This window comes from Gottfriedia luciferensis, assembly GCF_001712755.1.
Lineage (GTDB): Bacteria > Bacillota > Bacilli > Bacillales > Bacillaceae_G > Gottfriedia > Gottfriedia luciferensis_B.
Genome location: NZ_MDKC01000032.1, coordinates 95,857 through 114,096 on the forward strand (window position 1 = coordinate 95,857; position 18,240 = coordinate 114,096).

Annotated in this window: 21 protein-coding genes, 1 pseudogene and 1 other annotated feature; of the genes and pseudogenes, 5 read left to right on the forward strand and 17 right to left on the reverse strand. The window is 30.9% G+C overall.

The annotated features are described in order from the left end of the window. Window positions 1–155: 155 nt before the first annotated feature. The 4 genes from BED47_RS15455 to ilvA all read right to left on the reverse strand — a co-directional run bounded on the left by BED47_RS15455 (window position 156) and on the right by ilvA (window position 4,484). Entirely contained in the window at window positions 156–1,346 is a 1,191-nt protein-coding gene (locus BED47_RS15455) for an MFS transporter (protein ID WP_025568390.1), read from the reverse strand. Between the two features lie 112 nt (window positions 1,347–1,458). Further along, the gene (locus tag BED47_RS15460) at window positions 1,459–2,559 is read right to left on the reverse strand and encodes an alkene reductase (RefSeq protein WP_025568391.1); all 1,101 of its coding nucleotides are present in this window, start codon (window positions 2,557–2,559) and stop codon (window positions 1,459–1,461) included. 74 nt (window positions 2,560–2,633) lie between these two features. Beyond that, window positions 2,634–2,897: an ArsR/SmtB family transcription factor gene (locus tag BED47_RS15465; RefSeq protein WP_084006945.1), complete on the reverse strand. Its 264-nt coding sequence runs from the start codon at window positions 2,895–2,897 to the stop codon at window positions 2,634–2,636. Between the two features lie 327 nt (window positions 2,898–3,224). Continuing rightward, window positions 3,225–4,484: a threonine ammonia-lyase IlvA gene (gene ilvA / locus BED47_RS15470; RefSeq protein ID WP_069034538.1), complete on the reverse strand. Its 1,260-nt coding sequence runs from the start codon at window positions 4,482–4,484 to the stop codon at window positions 3,225–3,227. Between the two features lie 238 nt (window positions 4,485–4,722). Here ilvA and BED47_RS15475 point away from each other — a divergent pair, with 238 nt between their 5' ends. After that, a complete protein-coding gene (locus tag BED47_RS15475; protein ID WP_025568393.1) occupies window positions 4,723–5,604 on the forward strand; it encodes a 5'-3' exonuclease in 882 nt (293 codons plus the stop codon). 28 nt (window positions 5,605–5,632) lie between these two features. Continuing rightward, the gene (locus BED47_RS15480; RefSeq protein ID WP_025568394.1) at window positions 5,633–6,397 is read left to right on the forward strand and encodes a DUF695 domain-containing protein; all 765 of its coding nucleotides are present in this window, start codon (window positions 5,633–5,635) and stop codon (window positions 6,395–6,397) included. Between the two features lie 171 nt (window positions 6,398–6,568). Here BED47_RS15480 and BED47_RS15485 read toward each other — a convergent pair whose 3' ends face one another. From BED47_RS15485 to BED47_RS15530, 11 genes and pseudogenes are all read right to left on the reverse strand, one after another. Next, the gene (locus BED47_RS15485; protein ID WP_084006946.1) at window positions 6,569–7,408 is read right to left on the reverse strand and encodes a hypothetical protein; all 840 of its coding nucleotides are present in this window, start codon (window positions 7,406–7,408) and stop codon (window positions 6,569–6,571) included. A 70-nt stretch (window positions 7,409–7,478) separates the two neighbouring features. Continuing rightward, window positions 7,479–8,084, reverse strand: coding sequence for a DUF4304 domain-containing protein (locus BED47_RS15490; RefSeq protein WP_175403507.1), 606 nt, complete (start codon window positions 8,082–8,084; stop codon window positions 7,479–7,481). A 243-nt stretch (window positions 8,085–8,327) separates the two neighbouring features. Further along, window positions 8,328–9,914 (reverse strand): HEAT repeat domain-containing protein, encoded by a 1,587-nt coding sequence (locus tag BED47_RS15495; protein ID WP_069034411.1) that lies wholly within the window; start codon window positions 9,912–9,914, stop codon window positions 8,328–8,330. Window positions 9,915–10,043: 129 nt separating this feature from the next. After that, window positions 10,044–10,211, reverse strand: coding sequence for a hypothetical protein (locus BED47_RS24190; RefSeq protein WP_254664606.1), 168 nt, complete (start codon window positions 10,209–10,211; stop codon window positions 10,044–10,046). A gap of 120 nt (window positions 10,212–10,331) precedes the next feature. Beyond that, window positions 10,332–10,490 carry a hypothetical protein gene (locus BED47_RS24195; RefSeq protein ID WP_254664607.1) on the reverse strand — a complete coding sequence of 53 codons (159 nt, stop codon included), beginning with the start codon at window positions 10,488–10,490 and terminating at the stop codon, window positions 10,332–10,334. Window positions 10,491–10,577: 87 nt separating this feature from the next. After that, window positions 10,578–10,922, reverse strand: coding sequence for a hypothetical protein (locus BED47_RS15505; protein WP_025568398.1), 345 nt, complete (start codon window positions 10,920–10,922; stop codon window positions 10,578–10,580). 173 nt (window positions 10,923–11,095) lie between these two features. Then, complete coding sequence (plsY, locus tag BED47_RS15510) at window positions 11,096–11,674, reverse strand: glycerol-3-phosphate 1-O-acyltransferase PlsY (RefSeq protein ID WP_025568399.1); 579 nt, start codon at window positions 11,672–11,674, stop codon at window positions 11,096–11,098. A gap of 647 nt (window positions 11,675–12,321) precedes the next feature. Beyond that, complete coding sequence (locus BED47_RS15520; RefSeq protein ID WP_029715260.1) at window positions 12,322–13,545, reverse strand: MFS transporter; 1,224 nt, start codon at window positions 13,543–13,545, stop codon at window positions 12,322–12,324. An 81-nt stretch (window positions 13,546–13,626) separates the two neighbouring features. Then, window positions 13,627–13,877, reverse strand: a binding site (T-box leader). A gap of 51 nt (window positions 13,878–13,928) precedes the next feature. Continuing rightward, the gene (locus BED47_RS23775; protein WP_175403508.1) at window positions 13,929–14,099 is read right to left on the reverse strand and encodes a hypothetical protein; all 171 of its coding nucleotides are present in this window, start codon (window positions 14,097–14,099) and stop codon (window positions 13,929–13,931) included. Window positions 14,100–14,192: 93 nt separating this feature from the next. Continuing rightward, a complete protein-coding gene (locus BED47_RS15525) occupies window positions 14,193–14,648 on the reverse strand; it encodes a cell wall hydrolase (RefSeq protein WP_025568400.1) in 456 nt (151 codons plus the stop codon). Between the two features lie 407 nt (window positions 14,649–15,055). Next, window positions 15,056–15,514: pseudogene (locus tag BED47_RS15530) on the reverse strand (DUF6882 domain-containing protein). Window positions 15,515–15,972: 458 nt separating this feature from the next. Here BED47_RS15530 and BED47_RS15535 point away from each other — a divergent pair. Genes BED47_RS15535 through BED47_RS15545 form a run of 3 tightly spaced genes read left to right on the forward strand, consistent with a single transcriptional unit; the run spans window position 15,973 to window position 16,833 of the window. Next, window positions 15,973–16,371: a hypothetical protein gene (locus BED47_RS15535; RefSeq protein ID WP_025568401.1), complete on the forward strand. Its 399-nt coding sequence runs from the start codon at window positions 15,973–15,975 to the stop codon at window positions 16,369–16,371. 12 nt (window positions 16,372–16,383) lie between these two features. Then, window positions 16,384–16,587, forward strand: coding sequence for a helix-turn-helix transcriptional regulator (locus BED47_RS15540; RefSeq protein WP_025568402.1), 204 nt, complete (start codon window positions 16,384–16,386; stop codon window positions 16,585–16,587). Window positions 16,588–16,626: 39 nt separating this feature from the next. Continuing rightward, complete coding sequence (locus BED47_RS15545; RefSeq protein WP_025568403.1) at window positions 16,627–16,833, forward strand: hypothetical protein; 207 nt, start codon at window positions 16,627–16,629, stop codon at window positions 16,831–16,833. 430 nt (window positions 16,834–17,263) lie between these two features. Here the strand turns inward: BED47_RS15545 and BED47_RS15550 are convergent, their stop codons facing one another. Then, window positions 17,264–17,461 (reverse strand): hypothetical protein, encoded by a 198-nt coding sequence (locus BED47_RS15550; protein WP_025568404.1) that lies wholly within the window; start codon window positions 17,459–17,461, stop codon window positions 17,264–17,266. Window positions 17,462–17,668: 207 nt separating this feature from the next. Then, window positions 17,669–18,217, reverse strand: a complete 549-nt coding sequence (locus tag BED47_RS15555) for a histidine phosphatase family protein (RefSeq protein WP_025568405.1) — start codon at window positions 18,215–18,217, stop codon at window positions 17,669–17,671. Between the last annotated feature and the right edge of the window lie 23 nt (window positions 18,218–18,240).

The following is an 18,240-nucleotide window of genomic DNA, read 5'->3' on the forward strand; positions in this document are numbered from 1 at the left end:
TTCTCTAAAAAAGATCGATCAAAGCACACGTACATTCTATTTTCGACATTAAAAAGGGGCGCCTATTTGTCAATTTATCCGACACATAAGACAGCCCCAATAAAGTATAAATTATTTTTTCACAAAACTAAGTTTCCAATTATAAATTAGTCCATTTAAGCTCTTATTTGTGTGCCAACGGCTTGACTGATTTTCTTTTCATTCATTAAATAACGTGATAATCCAACCGTAACGATTAAAGAAACCACTACAGGAATTGAGCCCATCCATGTAATTGAACGGATGGACAATTGACTGACTGCAAGCCCTCCGATTGCTGCACCAAATGCAAAGCCTAATTGCATCATTGACTGATTTAAACCTAATAAAACATCAGATGATTTAGGAGAAATTGTTGCTAAGTTAAATTGTTGTGTTGCTCCAGATGACCATCCAGAAAATGACCATAATGTAAGGATAATGATCACTGTATTGATTGAACTAGAGATGAATGATAATAATAAAATCGATAATATATTAAGTACTAATCCTCGTTTTAATGTAAGCGTAATCCCCCACTTGTCTGCACTGAATCCCCCGAATTTAGATCCAAATAAACTAGCTATACCAAGTATTAGAAGAGCAAAACTTAAAACATGATCGCTCATCTTAGTAGTTTGAATAAGATACGGTGATAAATAAGTAAATACGATGCCATATCCGCTCATTAAGAAAAATGTAATAGATAAGGCTAATGCAATTTTTGGTTGTTTAACCAATGAAATTTGCTGCAATAATGGAATCGGTTGATTACCATGTGTTTGTGGAATTGTTTTAACGATAATTGCTAAAGAGATTAAAACAAATATGGCAACCCCAAGAAAGACCAGTCTCCAATCATAGGCAGCTGCTATAAATCTACCAATTGGGACACCTATAATGAGTGAAGCAGTAAATCCCATGACAACAGTTGCAATTGAACTTGCCTTTTTATCTGCTGGTGCGATCTTTGCAGCCAAGCTTAGTACAGTTACAACTGTAACTCCTGCACTTAATGCCATTATAATACGCGCAACCATAAACAAACCGTAACCAGGTGCAATTACTGCTAATAAATTACCTAAAATAAATACACTTAAAGAAAATAGTAATAATTTTCGTCGTTCCATTTTAGCTAATACGGCCATTAATATCGGTGTACCGATCGCATAGATTAATGAATACACCGTAATTAGTTGCCCTGCAGCTTCAATCGAAATACCTAATTCTTCGGCCATTTTATCTAAGATACCTGAAATAACATATTGTGAAGTTCCTACTAAAAAACTGATCATTGCTAAAATATAAATTTTCCCTTTATTTGTCATAAACTAATTCCTTTCATCATAATTATATATTTCTATAAATACCGAAATAGTAAACTTTAGAGAAGGAAGCCACTTGATTAGCTTCCTTCTTACTATCTATTCAAATTAAAGCTTAGATTAGAACATTTAGATGCTTTTTAACATCATATTCTTCAATTGCTTCACCTTTTTTCAAACGGTGTATAAGATCTGGATTCGAAATTAGAGGACGTCCAAACGCAGCAACATCAATTGTTCCTTCAACGATTGCTTTTTCTGCCATTTCAGGATTTAACGTTCCTACTCCAACAATAATTCCATCCCAGTACTTTCTAACAAGCTGATGCATCGTTTTACCATCTGCAAGTATACGATCAAATTGCATAATCGAAGGATGTAATAAAGTTGCACCAACTTCTTTGAATGCTTCAATGAATGTACGAATTGCATATTCTGGGTCTTCCCACATATAACCCGGAATATCAGCTTTATGAGCAGAAAATCGAATCATTGTTCTTTCAGTACCAATTGCTTCGATAACTGCTTTTATTACTTCTTTCATGAAAGTTAATCTTTCTGGAAGATCACCACCGTATTGATCTGTACGATGGTTTGTAACATCTGAATTAAATTGGTCGATTAAGTATCCGTGTGCAGCATGAATTTCGACTCCATCAAAACCTGCTTCAATGGCATTTTTAGCTGCTTGAGCATATTGATTGATTACCTCTTTAATATCCTCAGTAGTCATTTCTTCAGGTATATCATACGGCTTACGAAAACGAGAAACTAATCCTTCTGCAGGAATCGCTGATGGTGCTTGAGGTGGCTTATTTCCAGCAAGCTCGTGATGAGATAATCGTCCTACATGCCAGATTTGAGAAATCATTGTCCCTCCCTCTTTATGAACAGCATCCGTTACTTTTTTCCAAGCTTTTATTTGATCCTCAGAATAAATTCCTGGAATACCTGGGTAACCTTTTCCTCGTGGACTAATGACTGTTCCTTCAGAAATAATCAAACCTACGCCATCTGCAGCTCGTTTGCGATAATATTCAACTATATCCTCGCCAACTACACCCGTTTGATCATCTGCAAAACTTCTTGTTAATGGAGCCATTGCAGTACGACTACGTAAATTCCAAGCACCTATTTTTACTGGTTCAAAAAGTTTACTTTCTAGACCATTTTCTAATTTTCCCCAACTAGTATTATCTTTGCTTACTAAACTCATATTCATTTCCCCCTTAGATTATTCGGTATTTCTATAAATACTGAAATATAAAGTAAAATTATACCGCTTTATTTTTAAAGTAAAGCGGGTGCATATTTTTCCAAAACTTCTCGTTGTAAACTATAGTATCTGAAGGTTCCTTCTTTGCGGACTGTTAGCAAGCCACAATCAAGTAATGGTTTTAAATGATGTGTCAATGTAGAATTGGCCGATACTTTTATTTGATTTTTCATTTCTGAACAAGCTAATTCAGATTGCTTAGCAAGTACTTTAACAATTTGTAAACGAGTAGATTCTCCTAATGCTTTATAAACCTTTACTGCAATATCATCGTTCACCACTTTAACCTCCTCTCAAAAACCAACGCTTATTTCAGTATTTCTAGAAATATTGTATTTTATGTAGTTTATGATGTCAAGTGCCACGATTTCAAAAATATTTAAAACAGAATTAGCCTAATTTGAAGCAGAGAATAGTTGAACTTTAAGTGATAGCTTTTCTTAATTTTAGGGTGTTGTATTTTTCTGAGAATATACTTTAAGAAGAAATGCGGACAAATTATATACTTCGAAGTGATACGTTCATAAGCATTTTTGATGATAAAACCAAAAACCCACAAAGAAAATATTACCTTGTGGGTTATTTCACTATAGTAATTAAATAGTCTAAATAAGTAAATTAAACAATGTTGGATTATTATTTATTTCCATGAATTGAATTTCATGACAATTCATTCGCTCAATCAATGCTTTGTAATCGGATTTATTGGCCAATTCTATTCCAACTAGTGCTGGCCCATTGTCCTTATTGTTTTTCTTTGTGTATTCAAACCTCGTAATGTCATCGTTTGGTCCTAATACTTTATCAAGAAATTCACGTAATGCGCCAGATCGTTGTGGGAAGTTGATGATGAAATAATGTTTTAGTCCTTCATGAATTAAAGACCTTTCTTTTATTTCTTGAAGTCGATCAATATCATTATTTCCACCAGATACGATACAAACGACATTCTTCCCTTTTATTTCATCTTTAAATAATTCTAAGGCTGATACAGACATAGCTCCAGCGGGCTCTGCAATGATTGCATTTTTATTGTAAAGCTCTAAAATTGTTGTACAAATTTCACCTTCTGGAATAGCGACAACTTGGTCAAGTACATCTCTACAGATTTCATATGTTAAATAGCCAACTTGGCCAACCGCTGCTCCATCAACAAACTTCTCAATAAAAGGTAAGGTTACAACTCGTCCATTTGCAATCGATTCAGCCATCGAAGCAGCACCCATCGGCTCTACTCCAATTACCTTTGTTGAAGGACTAATTCCTTTTATGTATGTTCCAACCCCAGAGCCTAACCCACCTCCGCCGATTGCTACGAAAAGATAATCTACTGGACGGTCAATTTCATTTAATATTTCAACTGCTACTGTACCTTGCCCTGCAATTACATCTTGATCATCAAATGGATGAATAAATGTCATTTGATTTTCATTGCAATAAATTTGTGCATTTTGATGAGCAATATCAAAGGTGTCACCGATTAAGATAACTTCAACATATGGTCCACCAAAGAATTTCACTTGAGATACTTTTTGATTCGGCGTTGTTGATGGCATAAATATTTTCGCATACACCTGCAATTGATTACATGTATATGCTACGCCTTGAGCATGATTGCCTGCACTCGCACATACAACCCCTTTGTGTCTTTCTTCATAAGACAAGTTGCTAATTTTGTAATATGCCCCTCTAAGCTTAAATGAGCGGATTATTTGTAAATCCTCTCGCTTTAAAAATACGTTACAATCATATTTTTCACTAAGCATTGTACTAATCTGCAAAGGTGTTTTATTCGTAACTTCTTTTAACGTATTATAGGCAACTAAAATATCCTCAATCTTAACAGTACTTTTTACTTTCTCCATATAACTACCTACCCTTTGCATTTTTTTATATAAACTCCATTATAGTAAAAGTTAATTAATAAATAAACAGAAAATTCTATATTCTAATGAAAGTTTTATGTCATTACACATGAATGCAATAAAATATGCTTAATATCGGTACTTTCATTCTAATTGGCAGTAATACACTAGTTATCATTTTCGGTAGGATATGCTATCATTTTGATATTAAATATATAGATATTAGGTGATTTATAAAATGGAAAATCAATCTTTATTATTAATTGATGGCTTTAACTTATTAAGTAGAGGTTATTTTGCAACTTCTTATGGCAGAAGTGATGAACAACTTTCTAAAACGAAAGATGGCGTTTATATAAATGCATTAAGAGTTTTTATTCCTAAGCTTTTTAACTTAATTAAAGAACATGACATTACTCATCTAGCAATTACTTGGGATGTTAAACGTGAAGAAACAGATCGTCGAAATAAATATGATTTTTATAAAGCAACTCGTGGAGAACTACCATCGCCACTTATCGAACAATATTTCACTTTAAAAACAGCATTAGAAGAAATCGGTATTGCTCAACTTGAAATGGCACCTTATGAAGCAGATGATTTAATGGGAACCTTATCAAATAATTGGTCTAATTCTGTAAAAAATAAATGCTATATTTATAGTAATGATCGAGACTTATTACAATTAATAAACGAGCATACCTCTCAAATCATTGCTCAAAAAACTGGTGAAATTGTATACTCCTTAGAGCACTTTAGTAATGATTATGGAATCCATCCAAAACAATGGGTTGATGTAAAAGCATTATTAGGTGATTCAAGTGATAATATACCTGGTTGCCCTGGAGTAGGAGAAAAATCGGCTATTCCATTAATTCAACTTTATAACTCAGTTGAAGAATTGTACGAAAATATGGAAAATCTTGATACTAAATTTAATCGCTACAAAAAGAAATTAGAAGCAGGTAAGGACTCTACTTTTATTAGTAAAGAGCTTTCTGCGATTACAATTGATATACCTCATTTTGCTGAATATACATTTGAAGATTTAAAAATTAATATTAATGAAGAAAAATTGTCACTAAAACTTGAGGAATTAGAAATTCGTGTTAAGCGATAAAAGTCAAATTTATTTAGGAGAAATATAAATGTCTGAGTATTGGAATGCGTATTTTAGTTTTATAGATGATAAACCTGCTACTGTAGTATTAGATATGGAAGTAACTGAAGAAGTAAATATTGAAGATTATCCAACTATTGTTTGTATAAAACTACAATTAAAAAATCCAGACGAACGAGGTTTTCCTAGTAAACATGAATTAAAAGTTTTAGAAAAAGTTAATAAGGAAATCGAAAAACGAATTAATCCAAAACTCTACCTTAATGTTGGAAGAGTTACGACTGATGGTTTTAGAGAACTTGTCTATTATACTTCGGAACAAGATCCTAAAATGCTAATTGAAGTTGCTGAACAAATCATTGTAGCCAATAATTACGCATTTGGAGTGTATGGTATGGATGAAGAGGAACTTTGGGAATATTATTTCGAATTTCTTTATCCAAATCAATACCACTTGCAGCATATAAGTAATGCTGAATTAATTGAGCAATTAAAAAGATCAGGTGACAAATTAAAATTACCTCGTAAAGTCGAACATTTCATTTTATTTAATGATGAAATAAAGATAAATGAGTTTATTAACGAAATAGCAAAAGAAGGATTTAATTTTGAAGGAAAGTATTCAAATATTGATGAAGATTTAGATGAAGAGTATGAATTTACTGTCCGTATTTCTAGAGAAGATCATGTTGATGTAGATAGTATTGATGAATTAACTGATTTCTTAATTGAAGCTTCAGAACATTTCGGTGGTCATTATGATGGATGGGAAACTCTTGTTATCAAAAAATAAACTTTAACTTCAAATCTAAAATATGCTTAAAATATAGAAAAGAACACTACGGTTTTTGAGTAACTAAAAAAGTAGTGTTCTTTTTATTTAGTCATTAAGAAATTAACTTCTAAGGATGGAGGATGGATTCCATTTACCTTCACAATCTTTTCAATAACTATAAATCAATATTTAAGAAAAAGTAAATTCATCATCTTTTATTATCTTATGTAATCTTATCAATTTATCTGACATAGAAATGAAATGGTTACTTTCACCATTACCTAATCCTCTTGTTCTCCCATCGATTCTCCCTATCATTTCATGTTTTTTCTTCCCAATTTCCCAACAATAAAGTTCACCTTTTGAATTATAGCCACCATAAAAATATGCATACTTACATCTTATGCTTATAGCATGTGAACCACGAAATTTTACAGGGACTTTATAAGTGTTTATTTCTCTTGATTCAGGGTATAGTTGTATCAATGGAAATTGAGAATATGGATATAGCCATATGGACGATCCCTTCCCTTTAGAAATTGCATAACAATCATCTATAATCGGACCTTTAAATAAATCAGAGTGATATCTAAAAAGCACTTTACCTTCTAAGCTGAATAACACTAAACCCTCTGTAGAAATTCCACTTCCAAAAACACCTTCATCAAAATAACTAATCCAAATCCCTTCCTTACCTACTTCGACATCTTCTACACCATCTCCACAGTTAAAGGAATCTACTATAATACCATTCATATTTAAAATAAAAACATTATCCTTTTTTAATTCTTCCCTAGAATCTACAATAACAATTGTCTCCCTATCTACCCATCTTACAATTGGGAAATCTACCTCAAGATTGAGTGAAAGAAAATTTTCATCATTAAAGAAGAGGGTATACTTCTTTTTTTCCTTAATAAGTACTATTAATCCATATTCATCTTTCCAATCTGCATCTATTATTTCGTATGTATCAAAGTTAGATTCTTCTTTTGAAAATGCAACAGTATCTATAATTAAATCATTCAAAAAATTTCCTCCAAACACATTTAAACTATGATTTTAATCTCTTAAAAATTGAACTATCTAAGGTATGCTATTAATTCACGTTTATTCCAATTTTTGTGGAAAGTTCCTTTATATACTCTTTTTGTGTATCAAACTTGGATGTTAAATATACTTCTTTCATTCTTTTTTGTGCTTTTTCAGGATAACCGTAATAATGATAAAGAAGTGTTAAATGATGTGGGCATTCCCACTCCCCCTGTTCTTCCATTATTTCTATAAAATTAATAATATCTTCGACTGTTTTATACTGTTCAAAATAAGGAATTATAACATTTACAATGTCACTTTCCACCTGCTTTTTTATTTCTTCAATATCCGTATTATCTGATATCTTATACCAATTTTCACGTATATTTTTTATATCACTTATTCGTAGTCTTAACATCGAGTATAATTCCAATGGAAATATTGGAGATTTCATTTCAGATAAAGTGGTATATACTTTATCGCAATAAATTCCAGTATTAAATAAAAACTCTACTTCATTTTTTGTATTCCATTTAGAAGATTGGATGTTAACAGTCCAGGCAAAGTCAGGAAATATTTTAGCAAAGTTTTTTCCTTTCTTCTTAAATCCATTTTCTTTAAATAAAGGTGCAATTGTTTCTTTGACTATTTGATTTAATTCATTCTGCATACTCATATTTATCTCCTTGAATGAAATCGTCTGTTACGATTCATACATAATAATTTAGCTTAATAAAACCTAAATGTCTTATTGCACTAAACTAACATTTACTTCAATAAAAAAAACGACTAAACAGCGCCGATCATGTTGTTAAATTATACCATTCGAGTCTAAGTGAAACATTCGAAACTCTAACTATTATTAATTTCTGATTCCATAATAAATGGAACAAATTTTGTATCATAGTCAAAATTATTGAAACCCTTTTATATAGAATTCAATATCTTTTACTTCTTGTTTTTCTAATTTTCTACCATATTTAGCTAATGTGTATTTAATAGCTTCAATTTGATTCATAGTCGGTGAATCAAAAATACGGTTAAAATTTCCTATCCATTTAACAAAATTTTTTCTCCCTATATCTGAGATTACAGTATCTTCCGTATTTACATAAAACTCAATAATATAGTTAATCGCATCCCATTTAGATAGTGAACAAAGTAAAAGAGCTAAATTATATTTTGTATGTTCATATTTAGTTTCTTTAAACAAATTAGATAATTGTTCTTTCATATCATTATAGTAAACTTTAGTTAATGATTTCCTAGCAGCATTAGCTACTCCTTCTTGTTTATGATCAAGCAGTCTCATAAAATATTCCTTTTGATTTTCTCCATCTAACATAGATATTGCATAGATAGCGGCTTTAACTATTGAAACATTAAGATTACCTAAAAACGGAATTATCAACTGGACGTGCTCTTTCTTACCTACTTCGCCTAACCCTAATATTGCTCCACGAAGAAATTGTTCCGAATTGATCATACGAATGTAAAAAGGAGCGAAGTCAGTTATGTTTTGCTTTTTTAATAAGAATCTTGCAATAGATCGAATTGTACCACTTTTATCTAATAGTGCACTTTCAAGTTCTAAAACGCTCTCACCTGGAAAGAAAGAATAATATTTCTCTAATACCTTTGCACGAATCATTGGAAATTTATCCTTTTTCAAAATAGGGTAATAGTTTTTAAATTCATTAACACTAATATCACCTATTATTTCATTAAAGAGTAAAAGACGTGGGTGAGGTTCTTTTTCTAGTTTAAGATAATTTATAAGTATTTCTTTATTAACTAATTTGGAATATATAATCGTTTGATAACAGAAATATCTAATCTTAGTAAAGTCTGATTTTGTACCCTCGTCTAAAAAAGGTAACGATTCCTTTTGGGATAACAACTGGACTACATCTTCAAAGACACTATTATCATTTCGCTTCGTGTTCTTTAACTTAAAGAATAGTGGAAGATTACTTACGATGTGATTTACATTCTTAATTGTTAATCGAATCTTGACATATTTCTTAGCAGTCTCTCTTATCTCTGTAACCCAGTCGTTACATCTAATAAGTAAATAAGGCAATTCTTTACCTGAATCATCCAAATTTAATAAATGTATCGCTTTTTCTCTAAAATATCCATTTGGATGAAAACTACATAATCCTAGTATTATTAACTTCTCATCATCAGACATATCCGGTAATAATAAATTCTCTGGGGATTCATTTCTCCAATCATATGACCAATCTAATGAAGTTCTTTCTCTAAACAAGTTATCAAGCTTTGATAATTCAAGAATGTTTAACGAAATGACATATTCATAAAGAACTTTTGCTGTTCTAATTTTTAGATCATCAGAGCTAGTTAATAAAAATGAAAAAATAGTGGGTATTCTTGTTAATTCATACTCACTCGCTTTTAGCATATTTTCTATATACTCCTTAGAGTAACTATCTGCAGGGTACAATGTTTGTTTCTTTTTAAAAAATCTGTGTATCATACTATTGTTCCTCCTCTCTGCAACTTAACAAATGAATCCTTCAATATAATTGTAAAAATAAGAACCGATCAAACTGATGCTATGTGTTTTTCAACTATTGCAATGCTTTAGTTGCATAAGAAAAATGAATTAATCTTCACTAATTACACCATATCTCATTTTTTCTCCAATCCATGAACTAACATCTCTCCATCTAAGTCTTTTAGATGAGATCCAACTTACACCATAATCTATATTCTTCTTTGGACTCCAACTACTGTCATCACCCCAATAAATTAATTCATCTTCAATTAACAAAGAAGCTCCATAAATTACTGAATCAGAGTGTTCTGGAGGAGGTGATATGTGGAATTGTTTTACACCTTCAAACAATAATTCTATTGCTGATGTATTTTCAAACTGTCTTTGAAAAAGTATTCATACATTAGTTCCCGATGTCATAGCCATTGTTAAATCTTCATCTACAAAACTATCTGTCCACAAATATAATTCTTTTAAACAACTATCATGGAATCCTCCAAATAAAATTTGAAGTTTTTTTATATCCTCAGTTGTTTTAATCTCATTCCATTTCATTATTACTCACCATCCCACAACAATTCACATTTGTAACTAAAGCACTTTATTAGCTGCATATCATTAAATAAACTAAGGTTTCTATACTTAATCACCAAGTGCGATGATGAATAAATTTTGTTCGATTGCTTCTAAACAAAGCTCTTTTAACTCACTTGCAAATTTCCTTATTTCTTTTTCCATTCTGTCATATTCTGCTTGGTAATTACTTAACAAATAATCAGAAATACTGAGTAATTCTTTTATTTCTTTCTCTGAAAAAAGCTTATCACTGTATTGATCTAAATCAAGTAATAAACGTAAGCTTACATTATTCCTTTCCTTACCACGAAGATGAAAGTGAATATTTTCAGAAAACTTCACATTTCTATTTATATCTAACCAGTCTCTTCTTCTTTTGCCTTTAGCTAAGGTAAAATCAATACCTACCATTTTGTACACCATCCCAAAAATTAAAAACTATTTGAATTAACATAGAAATTCATATTAATAAGCTTATCATTTCTTATTCCACGAAACTGCCATTTCGTTGAAAAAAAAAAGAAGCCGATCACAGCTCCAAAATGTTATCGAACTAAAGCATGCTTTAGTTCAATAAGTAAACATTAATTTTTAACTATTTTGTTCTCTGTTCCATTTACAATTCTCTTTATATTTTGTCGATGTAGAATGATTATTGTTAAGCTTATTAGTAGAGAAAGGGCAATGATAACTTTATCTTCAAATATAAGACTGTAAATGAATAATGCTATACTAGCCAACATTGAACTTAGTGATACATACTTAGTAAATAGCAAAGTTAACACAAAGACAACAAAGCCAACAAAAACACCTAAAGGAGTCAAAAATAAGAAAACTCCAGTTGCTGTAGCAACAGCTTTTCCACCTTTAAAACTAGCAAAAACAGAAAATATGTGCCCTAATATGGCTAATAAACCACATACAATAGGGTTAACTGTGGAACCAAGTATTAAGGGAAGTAGACAAGCAAATGTACCTTTTAATATATCAGCAATTGCAACAATTACACCTGCTTTTAGGCCTAAAACTCTATAAGCATTCGTTGCACCAAGATTACCACTACCGTAATTACGAATATCTTTCTTATAAAACAGTTTACCGATTACTAAAGCAAAAGAGATTGAGCCAATTAAATAACTTACAATCAAAGTTATAATGTTCAAAGTACTATCTCCTTACATAGTTTGTTAAGTAAGTATTTCTATTTATTGTATATGATTTTTCTGCAATCCTACTTACATTAACCTTGTTACTTGAATACTTTTTTAAATTAACTACTTCGATGTCTTTCCTGAGTAACCCTCTTATGTAACTAAACTGCCATTATATTAAATAAAAAAAGCCACCTATATTGGCAGCTGGTATTCAACTCAAACATGCTTTTAGTTTAATAAGAATTCATACACTCTTCAATTTTATCTATAATTTCATTTTTTTCCTTTGATATAAATTCTACTAAAGGCTTTTCCCAGTTAAAATTCTGTATTAGGTTTATTTTAAAAAATCCAGAATTCAAATTGCGCTCCCCATACCAACCTAAATCTAAAATTAGATTCTTATCACTGTTTTCAAGTTTGCAATAAATCCTCATTAAATTCCCACCAGTTTTCATCATTTTCATCAATTTATTCTTGTGGATCCAATTCAATGAAAGAGTTAAAGGTAACTTTCCACCCAGTTTGAATCCGAAGAGGTTGTAGTTTTTTCATTAAATCCCTCCTAATTAACAAGATTCTCTGCACAAGCTTATACAATAAAGCATCAGTTAGTTGCATAAGAACGAAAATTTTTTTTACTAAATTCTAAAAACTTATTTATATCCAATGCTTCTGAAATAGTTTTCGTTTGAAGGTCGGATAATAAATACACTTAAAAATACCGCTAAAAATAGCATAATAAGACTTCCAGCAATTACTGACATTTTAATCGATACATAGTGAGTAGAATATCCGATTAGCATAGTTGAAACTATCACTAATATTGCCTCAACAAAACCATAGATACTTCCAACTCTTCCCATTATCTTAACATCTACGTTGGATTGGTAAAATGTATCAAATCCCGTATTTGCAAAAGACAACGCAAATGATAATATGAAAAATCCGAATCCAGCCATTGAAAAAGAATTAGAAAATGAATATACGATATATCCTAATGATAAAAAAATTGTCCCAATCCCCATAAGCCAAGAAGGATGTAGTCTTTTTGCAAAAATTGTATTATTAATTGCACCTATACCAATTCCTGCTCCAGCAATACTTACTAGAACACCATATTCTGAATTACTCAAATGAAGTACGCTCTTTGAAAACACTGCTTCTAATGAATCAATAGCAGCCGTTAAAACTAATATACTATTAAACAAAAAATAAATTATCATAACGTAACTTGATTTACGGCTGAACTTTAAAACCTCAGTTAAATCTTTCCTAATTAGTTTGAAGGAGAGCTTCTCATATTTTACCTGTCGCATTGTTACCTTATCCAAATTAGGCAAACAAGCTGTTACAATTCCTGAAATGATAAATGAGATCGCATTAATATTAATAGCAAACATAGGTGTGCCAATCAGAAAAAGTAGTCCTGCGATAGCTGGTCCAGTTAGGAATCCTCCAGATTGTACTAAACTACTCAAAGCATTGAATCGAATCCTCTGATTTTGTGGAATTAATTTAGTTATATAAGTTGTTGATGTTGGATAAAACATTGAGCTTCCCATATTGACGATAAATACGACGATAAAGATCAGGTAAACAGATGATATACTTGGTAATAAGAATATTAATAATCCCCTCAAAAAATCCAAAAATACCATTAAATTTTTTTTGTTAAATCTGTCAATTAAACTACCAGCCCATAGGTTAGTAAGTAATGTTGCTAATGGTTTCAAGACATAAAGAGTGGATACAGCCAAAACAGATTTCGTCATATCATAGATAATTAGATTTAGTGCGATTAAATAAATCCAATCTCCAATATTTGAAACGCCTATTCCAAATAATAAAAGCAAAGGATTTTTCCAAGTAATATACATCTTATTTTTTTTTCATTTTACACCTCTAAATAAATTTTTTAATTTGTACAAATAAAAAAACTCGCCCTCCAAGACCGTAGTCTTGGGGACGAGTTTACCTATCGTGTCGCGGTGCCACCCCAGTTTGTTAATATGTCATCACATTAACCTCATTAAGTACATTTTAAACATACTCATACTCTATAACAGGAGCGCCTGTCATACCATCGCCATTATTGGTTCCGATATGAAACTCAGAGTCTTGCTTCAATGGACCATTCATACTCCTTTTCAGCAACTGGAGCTCTCTAAGATGAATGAATTCTATTTACTCTTCTCTTCAAAGTTTTTATAATTTATTTTTATACTATTATAACTTTTCTGTCTTATTTGTCTACTGTTTTTTATTTATTCATTATTGCATTATTCTGCCATTTAGTCGAAAAAAAAGCCACCTGGATTGGTAGCTGCTTGTCAGCAATTTGCTTATAAGAATAACCTTCTTCTTTTAAACGGATTGCTTCTGCCTTAATTTCCATACTATATTTTTGAAACTTTTGTCCTTTTTTCGCCATAAGAAACACCCCTTAAAATCACTGTTGCCCAAATGTGGGTTTTTCAACATCTACTTTAAGGGGTGCAGTCTAAATTTCGGCTCTTTTTTTATATTATATTTCGTAAATTTCCGCACATTCCGCACCAGTCGGCTCATAAAAGCAATGATTCTTCCAAACCCCCGCATAAGGCTGACCATACCATTTAGGAGGACACTGGGTATTATGAACTCCCGCTCCCGATGGATTGAAATACCACAAAGAATACACAGCAGGATATAGTCGCCAATTCTGTAAACATTGTCTGGCAAGCTTTAAATAAGTCTCGGTCGCTCTTTGATAAAATGATGGCGATTGAATCGCGTCGAAGGAAGCGTCGCTCCCATGATATTGATAAATGACCTCTCGGATTGTATCAACATTTTTGAAATCTGAACACTTGACCAAGGCTCGATTTATCACTACAGCACCAACAGACAACATCCCCCTTTGTCCTTCCGCTTCCGCTTCGGTTCGGATTAATCTTGCCAATAATTCAACATCACTTTGATTGTATTTTATTCGAGCCATAGAAAAACCCCCTTTATTCAAGATATGATTTTTCACAACTTTTTACGTTAAAAAAACCTCGCTATTAGAAATGATAATTACATTCTTTAGGAAAGAAGGTTATTAATCAATGTCCAAAAAGCATATAACTAAAGCGAAAATTAGTGATATTAAATACATGTAAGGCTACGATGTTGCAGAAGGGACTGGTCTCTTTGATATGGAGTTACAAGGTATTGTCACCCTGTTTTTCGTAAATATAAAGAGAACAATAATACTAATAGCCTGCAAAGGATAGTAAATACTAAGTATATTCAAAAACAACCGATTTAATCAGTTGTTTCATTTTTTTAAGAACTAGCCTTTGGAAATAGAATTGGTTGCCCTGGATCATCAACTAATGCATTGCGTTAGTTACATAAGGAATTCTAATTTAGTGACATAATTGCCATAAACAATTGACTCCTTCCATCAGGGGATATATACATTCCCTTAGCGTTGAGGTGTTCTACGGCAAATGAGGTTAATTCGTGAGCCATTTCCTCATCACATTCGAAAAATGGATTGGTAAAAATACCAAAGCCTGTTTTCTCCTTCAGTTCTTTTAACACTATTGAATTATTTTTTACATCCTCAGTCATACTTTCATTACCCCAAGACCACATCCAAGTATTACTATTACTTGACCAGGAACCAATAAAAATCACATTAAATTCTAACTTTACATTACCACCTGTTTTAAATTGTAAAATTCCAGTTTCTTGATCATACTAGTACTCTTCAAAACTACCTATATTGTAATTCTTGAATAATTCCTCTTGTTTTTTTTCTAACTTATCGTAGCAGTAATCAAGATATTGATCAAATTGCTCATCCGTCATAGTCATAATATTCTCCATTCTAGGTTAATCATAAAAACAAATTTGATATATAACTAAATCATGCGTTAGTTATATAAGAATTAAAAAGAGAGAAACTCAAAGTAAAAAAGAGTTTCTCTAAAAAATAGGTGATATTGGTAAGAAATTAAAACAAGAAATGTAATATTATTATATAAAAATTAATATGAATTGTTTTAGTATACGCCTTTTATTTGGAAAATCATGTAAATAATTCATAAAAAAATCGAATATTCAGCTGATAATCTTGTACAACTAAAGCGTGCGTTAGTTATATAAAGGTTCGCTCATTATATTCTTTATAACTATTACTTAATTGGCTTAAGATTTTACATATTGACATTTTTTTAAAATAACAGTAACATGAAGTAGACTTCACATGAAATGAACTTCACATGAAGAAAATTTCACTTTTCGCGTGGTTAATGGGATAGGAGAGATATATTTTGAAAAATATGTTTAGGGATCGCTTTTTATTGTCAAGTTTGCTCATTGTATTTGGGAGTATAAAATTAATTTTCAATAAATCGGTAGGATTTAATTTCGGATTTATCTTGTTATTATTAGGCGGAATACTTTTGTTATATTCAATAGCCTCTTACATTAAATCTAGAAATAACACTGAAGTAGAAAAGGAATTATCAAAGGAGTATGACGAAAGAGATATGATAATTGATGGGAAAGTTGCCTATTTTTCCTTGAATTTGCTTGTATGTGAACTTTTAATTTTTATGTTTTTATCCAATTTTGTTGTAATTTCAATAAATGCTGCATTATTTATACTTTTAGTTTCATTGATAATAAGTGATATGGTATCTAGAAAATTTTATAATCATGTCCTTTAATTAGGAGGAGTTATGATAAATAGAGTGAAAGAATTGAGAATGGAACATGATATAACACAACAAGAATTAGCTGATAAAGTAGGTGTATCTTCAAGAACGATCATCTCATTAGAAAAACAAAAATATAATCCATCTGTTCAACTTGCATATAAAATAGCTTCAGTTTTCAATTTATCAATTGAAGAAACTTTTATTTTTGATGAAGATGACAAATAGTTTCATTACATTACTTAAACAAACAACGGAGGAACGAAAATGCTTATAATCTTATTTATTTTTGGAATAATTTTAATTACTTGGGGTCTTTATCGTATGAGAACAGACAAAGGCTTATTTGGAAAAAGTCAAAGAAGTAAAAACATATTCAATTTAATATTAATGGGAGAAGCATCTGGATTAGGACAATTTTTGGGTGGAGTTTTATGTATTATCATAGGTATTATCGCGTTTTTTATTAAGTAGTAACAAATTAGAATATAAGTTTTAATAGTATAAATCTCATTTTTTACTGAACTTAAATCTAAAGAAATTAGTCATTAGTCGATTAATAAAAAATAAAAGCATGTTTTGTTCAAGCTATTCAAAACATGCTTTTCATTTTTTTATAATCCTTAAAAATGTTACTTTGGTATTTAAATAATGCTAAAATCCTTCTATAAAATCAACTAGATATAAACAACTAGTAGCCAAACTAAAGTTAGTATCCAAAATTGCTAAGTGATCATATTTATATATGCTATTTTACTATACAACTATCGCATGAATTAGTTCAATAAGAAAAAATACTCTTGATTATTATTCTATTTTAAACTTTAAAGGTTCTCCCAGTTCAGCAGCATATTAGCAGCTCTTGATCTTCAACTATTGCATGCGTTAGTTGGATAAGGAATTACTACCATCCAGTAAAATAAAAAACTAGCCCTATTGCTATGCTTAGTAATATTCCTCGTTTGTATAAATACTTTTTTTGATGTTTTTCAAATTTAGCCCCCGATAAACCTTCTTGTATCTTTATTATCGAAAGAACTATCAGCCATCCACATACAATACTACCAAATATATTAAATGTTAAATCAAATAATAATCCCATTATTATCTCCCCTAAAATAGTTGGAAATTTTTTCTATAGGTTAATTATATCAATCCTTATTCTCTAAGCGTATCATTTTTTTAACATTCCTTATGTAACTAATCTGCCATTTAGTTCAATAAAAAACTCAACAATCTTCTCTAACTGAACCTCTAATTTTAATAATCTATTAGCTTAGGCGAATTATATTTTTTCTTACCAACTCTCTTATTCAACTTCCCACAAACGTTCACAATCAAACTCATTATCCTTACACTTCAAAAGAAAAATATCAGGATTACTTAAACTTTTCCAATTCTCAAAACCAAATTCTTTGTTAAACTGTTTTATTATTAAAGACATCAAATTCCCATGAGTTACAATGATTGTAATTTGATTTTCACTTTTGATGATTTCATCTATTACGCTTATTGCACGATTAGTAGCTTCTTGACTTGATTCGCCACCATCAAATTTCAACTCCATATCTTCAAATGTGGCTTCTAATTTTTCAAGCCAGTCGGGTAAATCAGTTGAGCTTAGCTTACGTTCAGATAGTCGCTCATCGAGATCAATGTCTATATTCTTTTCATTACTAGTCGGTTCGATTGATTGAATTGCTCGTAAAAAAGGGCTTGAAATAATTTGGTCAACTTTTATCTTTGAGAAAAAATCACTCAATTGCTTAGCTTGTTTTGAACCTCGCTTCGTTAGATTCGCCTCAAATGGCTGTCCTTCTGCTTCACAGTGTCTAATTAGATAAATCTCTTTTTCCATGTAATCTGCTCCTACTTAATTGA

What these genes read in the sequence shown, in the direction of transcription:
- BED47_RS15455 (WP_025568390.1), bottom strand. Translation starts at nt 1,346, where the DNA reads ATGACAAATAAAGGGAAAATTTATATTTTAGCAATGATCAGTTTTTTA.
- BED47_RS15460 (WP_025568391.1), bottom strand. Translation starts at nt 2,559, where the DNA reads ATGAGTTTAGTAAGCAAAGATAATACTAGTTGGGGAAAATTAGAAAAT.
- ilvA (WP_069034538.1), bottom strand. Translation starts at nt 4,484, where the DNA reads ATGGAGAAAGTAAAAAGTACTGTTAAGATTGAGGATATTTTAGTTGCC.
- BED47_RS15475 (WP_025568393.1), top strand. Translation starts at nt 4,723, where the DNA reads ATGGAAAATCAATCTTTATTATTAATTGATGGCTTTAACTTATTAAGT.
- BED47_RS15480 (WP_025568394.1), top strand. Translation starts at nt 5,633, where the DNA reads ATGTCTGAGTATTGGAATGCGTATTTTAGTTTTATAGATGATAAACCT.
- BED47_RS15490 (WP_175403507.1), bottom strand. Translation starts at nt 8,084, where the DNA reads ATGCAGAATGAATTAAATCAAATAGTCAAAGAAACAATTGCACCTTTA.
- BED47_RS15495 (WP_069034411.1), bottom strand. Translation starts at nt 9,914, where the DNA reads ATGATACACAGATTTTTTAAAAAGAAACAAACATTGTACCCTGCAGAT.
- BED47_RS24195 (WP_254664607.1), bottom strand. Translation starts at nt 10,490, where the DNA reads ATGAAATGGAATGAGATTAAAACAACTGAGGATATAAAAAAACTTCAA.
- BED47_RS15505 (WP_025568398.1), bottom strand. Translation starts at nt 10,922, where the DNA reads ATGGTAGGTATTGATTTTACCTTAGCTAAAGGCAAAAGAAGAAGAGAC.
- BED47_RS15520 (WP_029715260.1), bottom strand. Translation starts at nt 13,545, where the DNA reads ATGTATATTACTTGGAAAAATCCTTTGCTTTTATTATTTGGAATAGGC.
- BED47_RS23775 (WP_175403508.1), bottom strand. Translation starts at nt 14,099, where the DNA reads ATGGCGAAAAAAGGACAAAAGTTTCAAAAATATAGTATGGAAATTAAG.
- BED47_RS15525 (WP_025568400.1), bottom strand. Translation starts at nt 14,648, where the DNA reads ATGGCTCGAATAAAATACAATCAAAGTGATGTTGAATTATTGGCAAGA.
- BED47_RS15540 (WP_025568402.1), top strand. Translation starts at nt 16,384, where the DNA reads ATGATAAATAGAGTGAAAGAATTGAGAATGGAACATGATATAACACAA.
- BED47_RS15545 (WP_025568403.1), top strand. Translation starts at nt 16,627, where the DNA reads ATGCTTATAATCTTATTTATTTTTGGAATAATTTTAATTACTTGGGGT.
- BED47_RS15550 (WP_025568404.1), bottom strand. Translation starts at nt 17,461, where the DNA reads ATGGGATTATTATTTGATTTAACATTTAATATATTTGGTAGTATTGTA.
- BED47_RS15555 (WP_025568405.1), bottom strand. Translation starts at nt 18,217, where the DNA reads ATGGAAAAAGAGATTTATCTAATTAGACACTGTGAAGCAGAAGGACAG.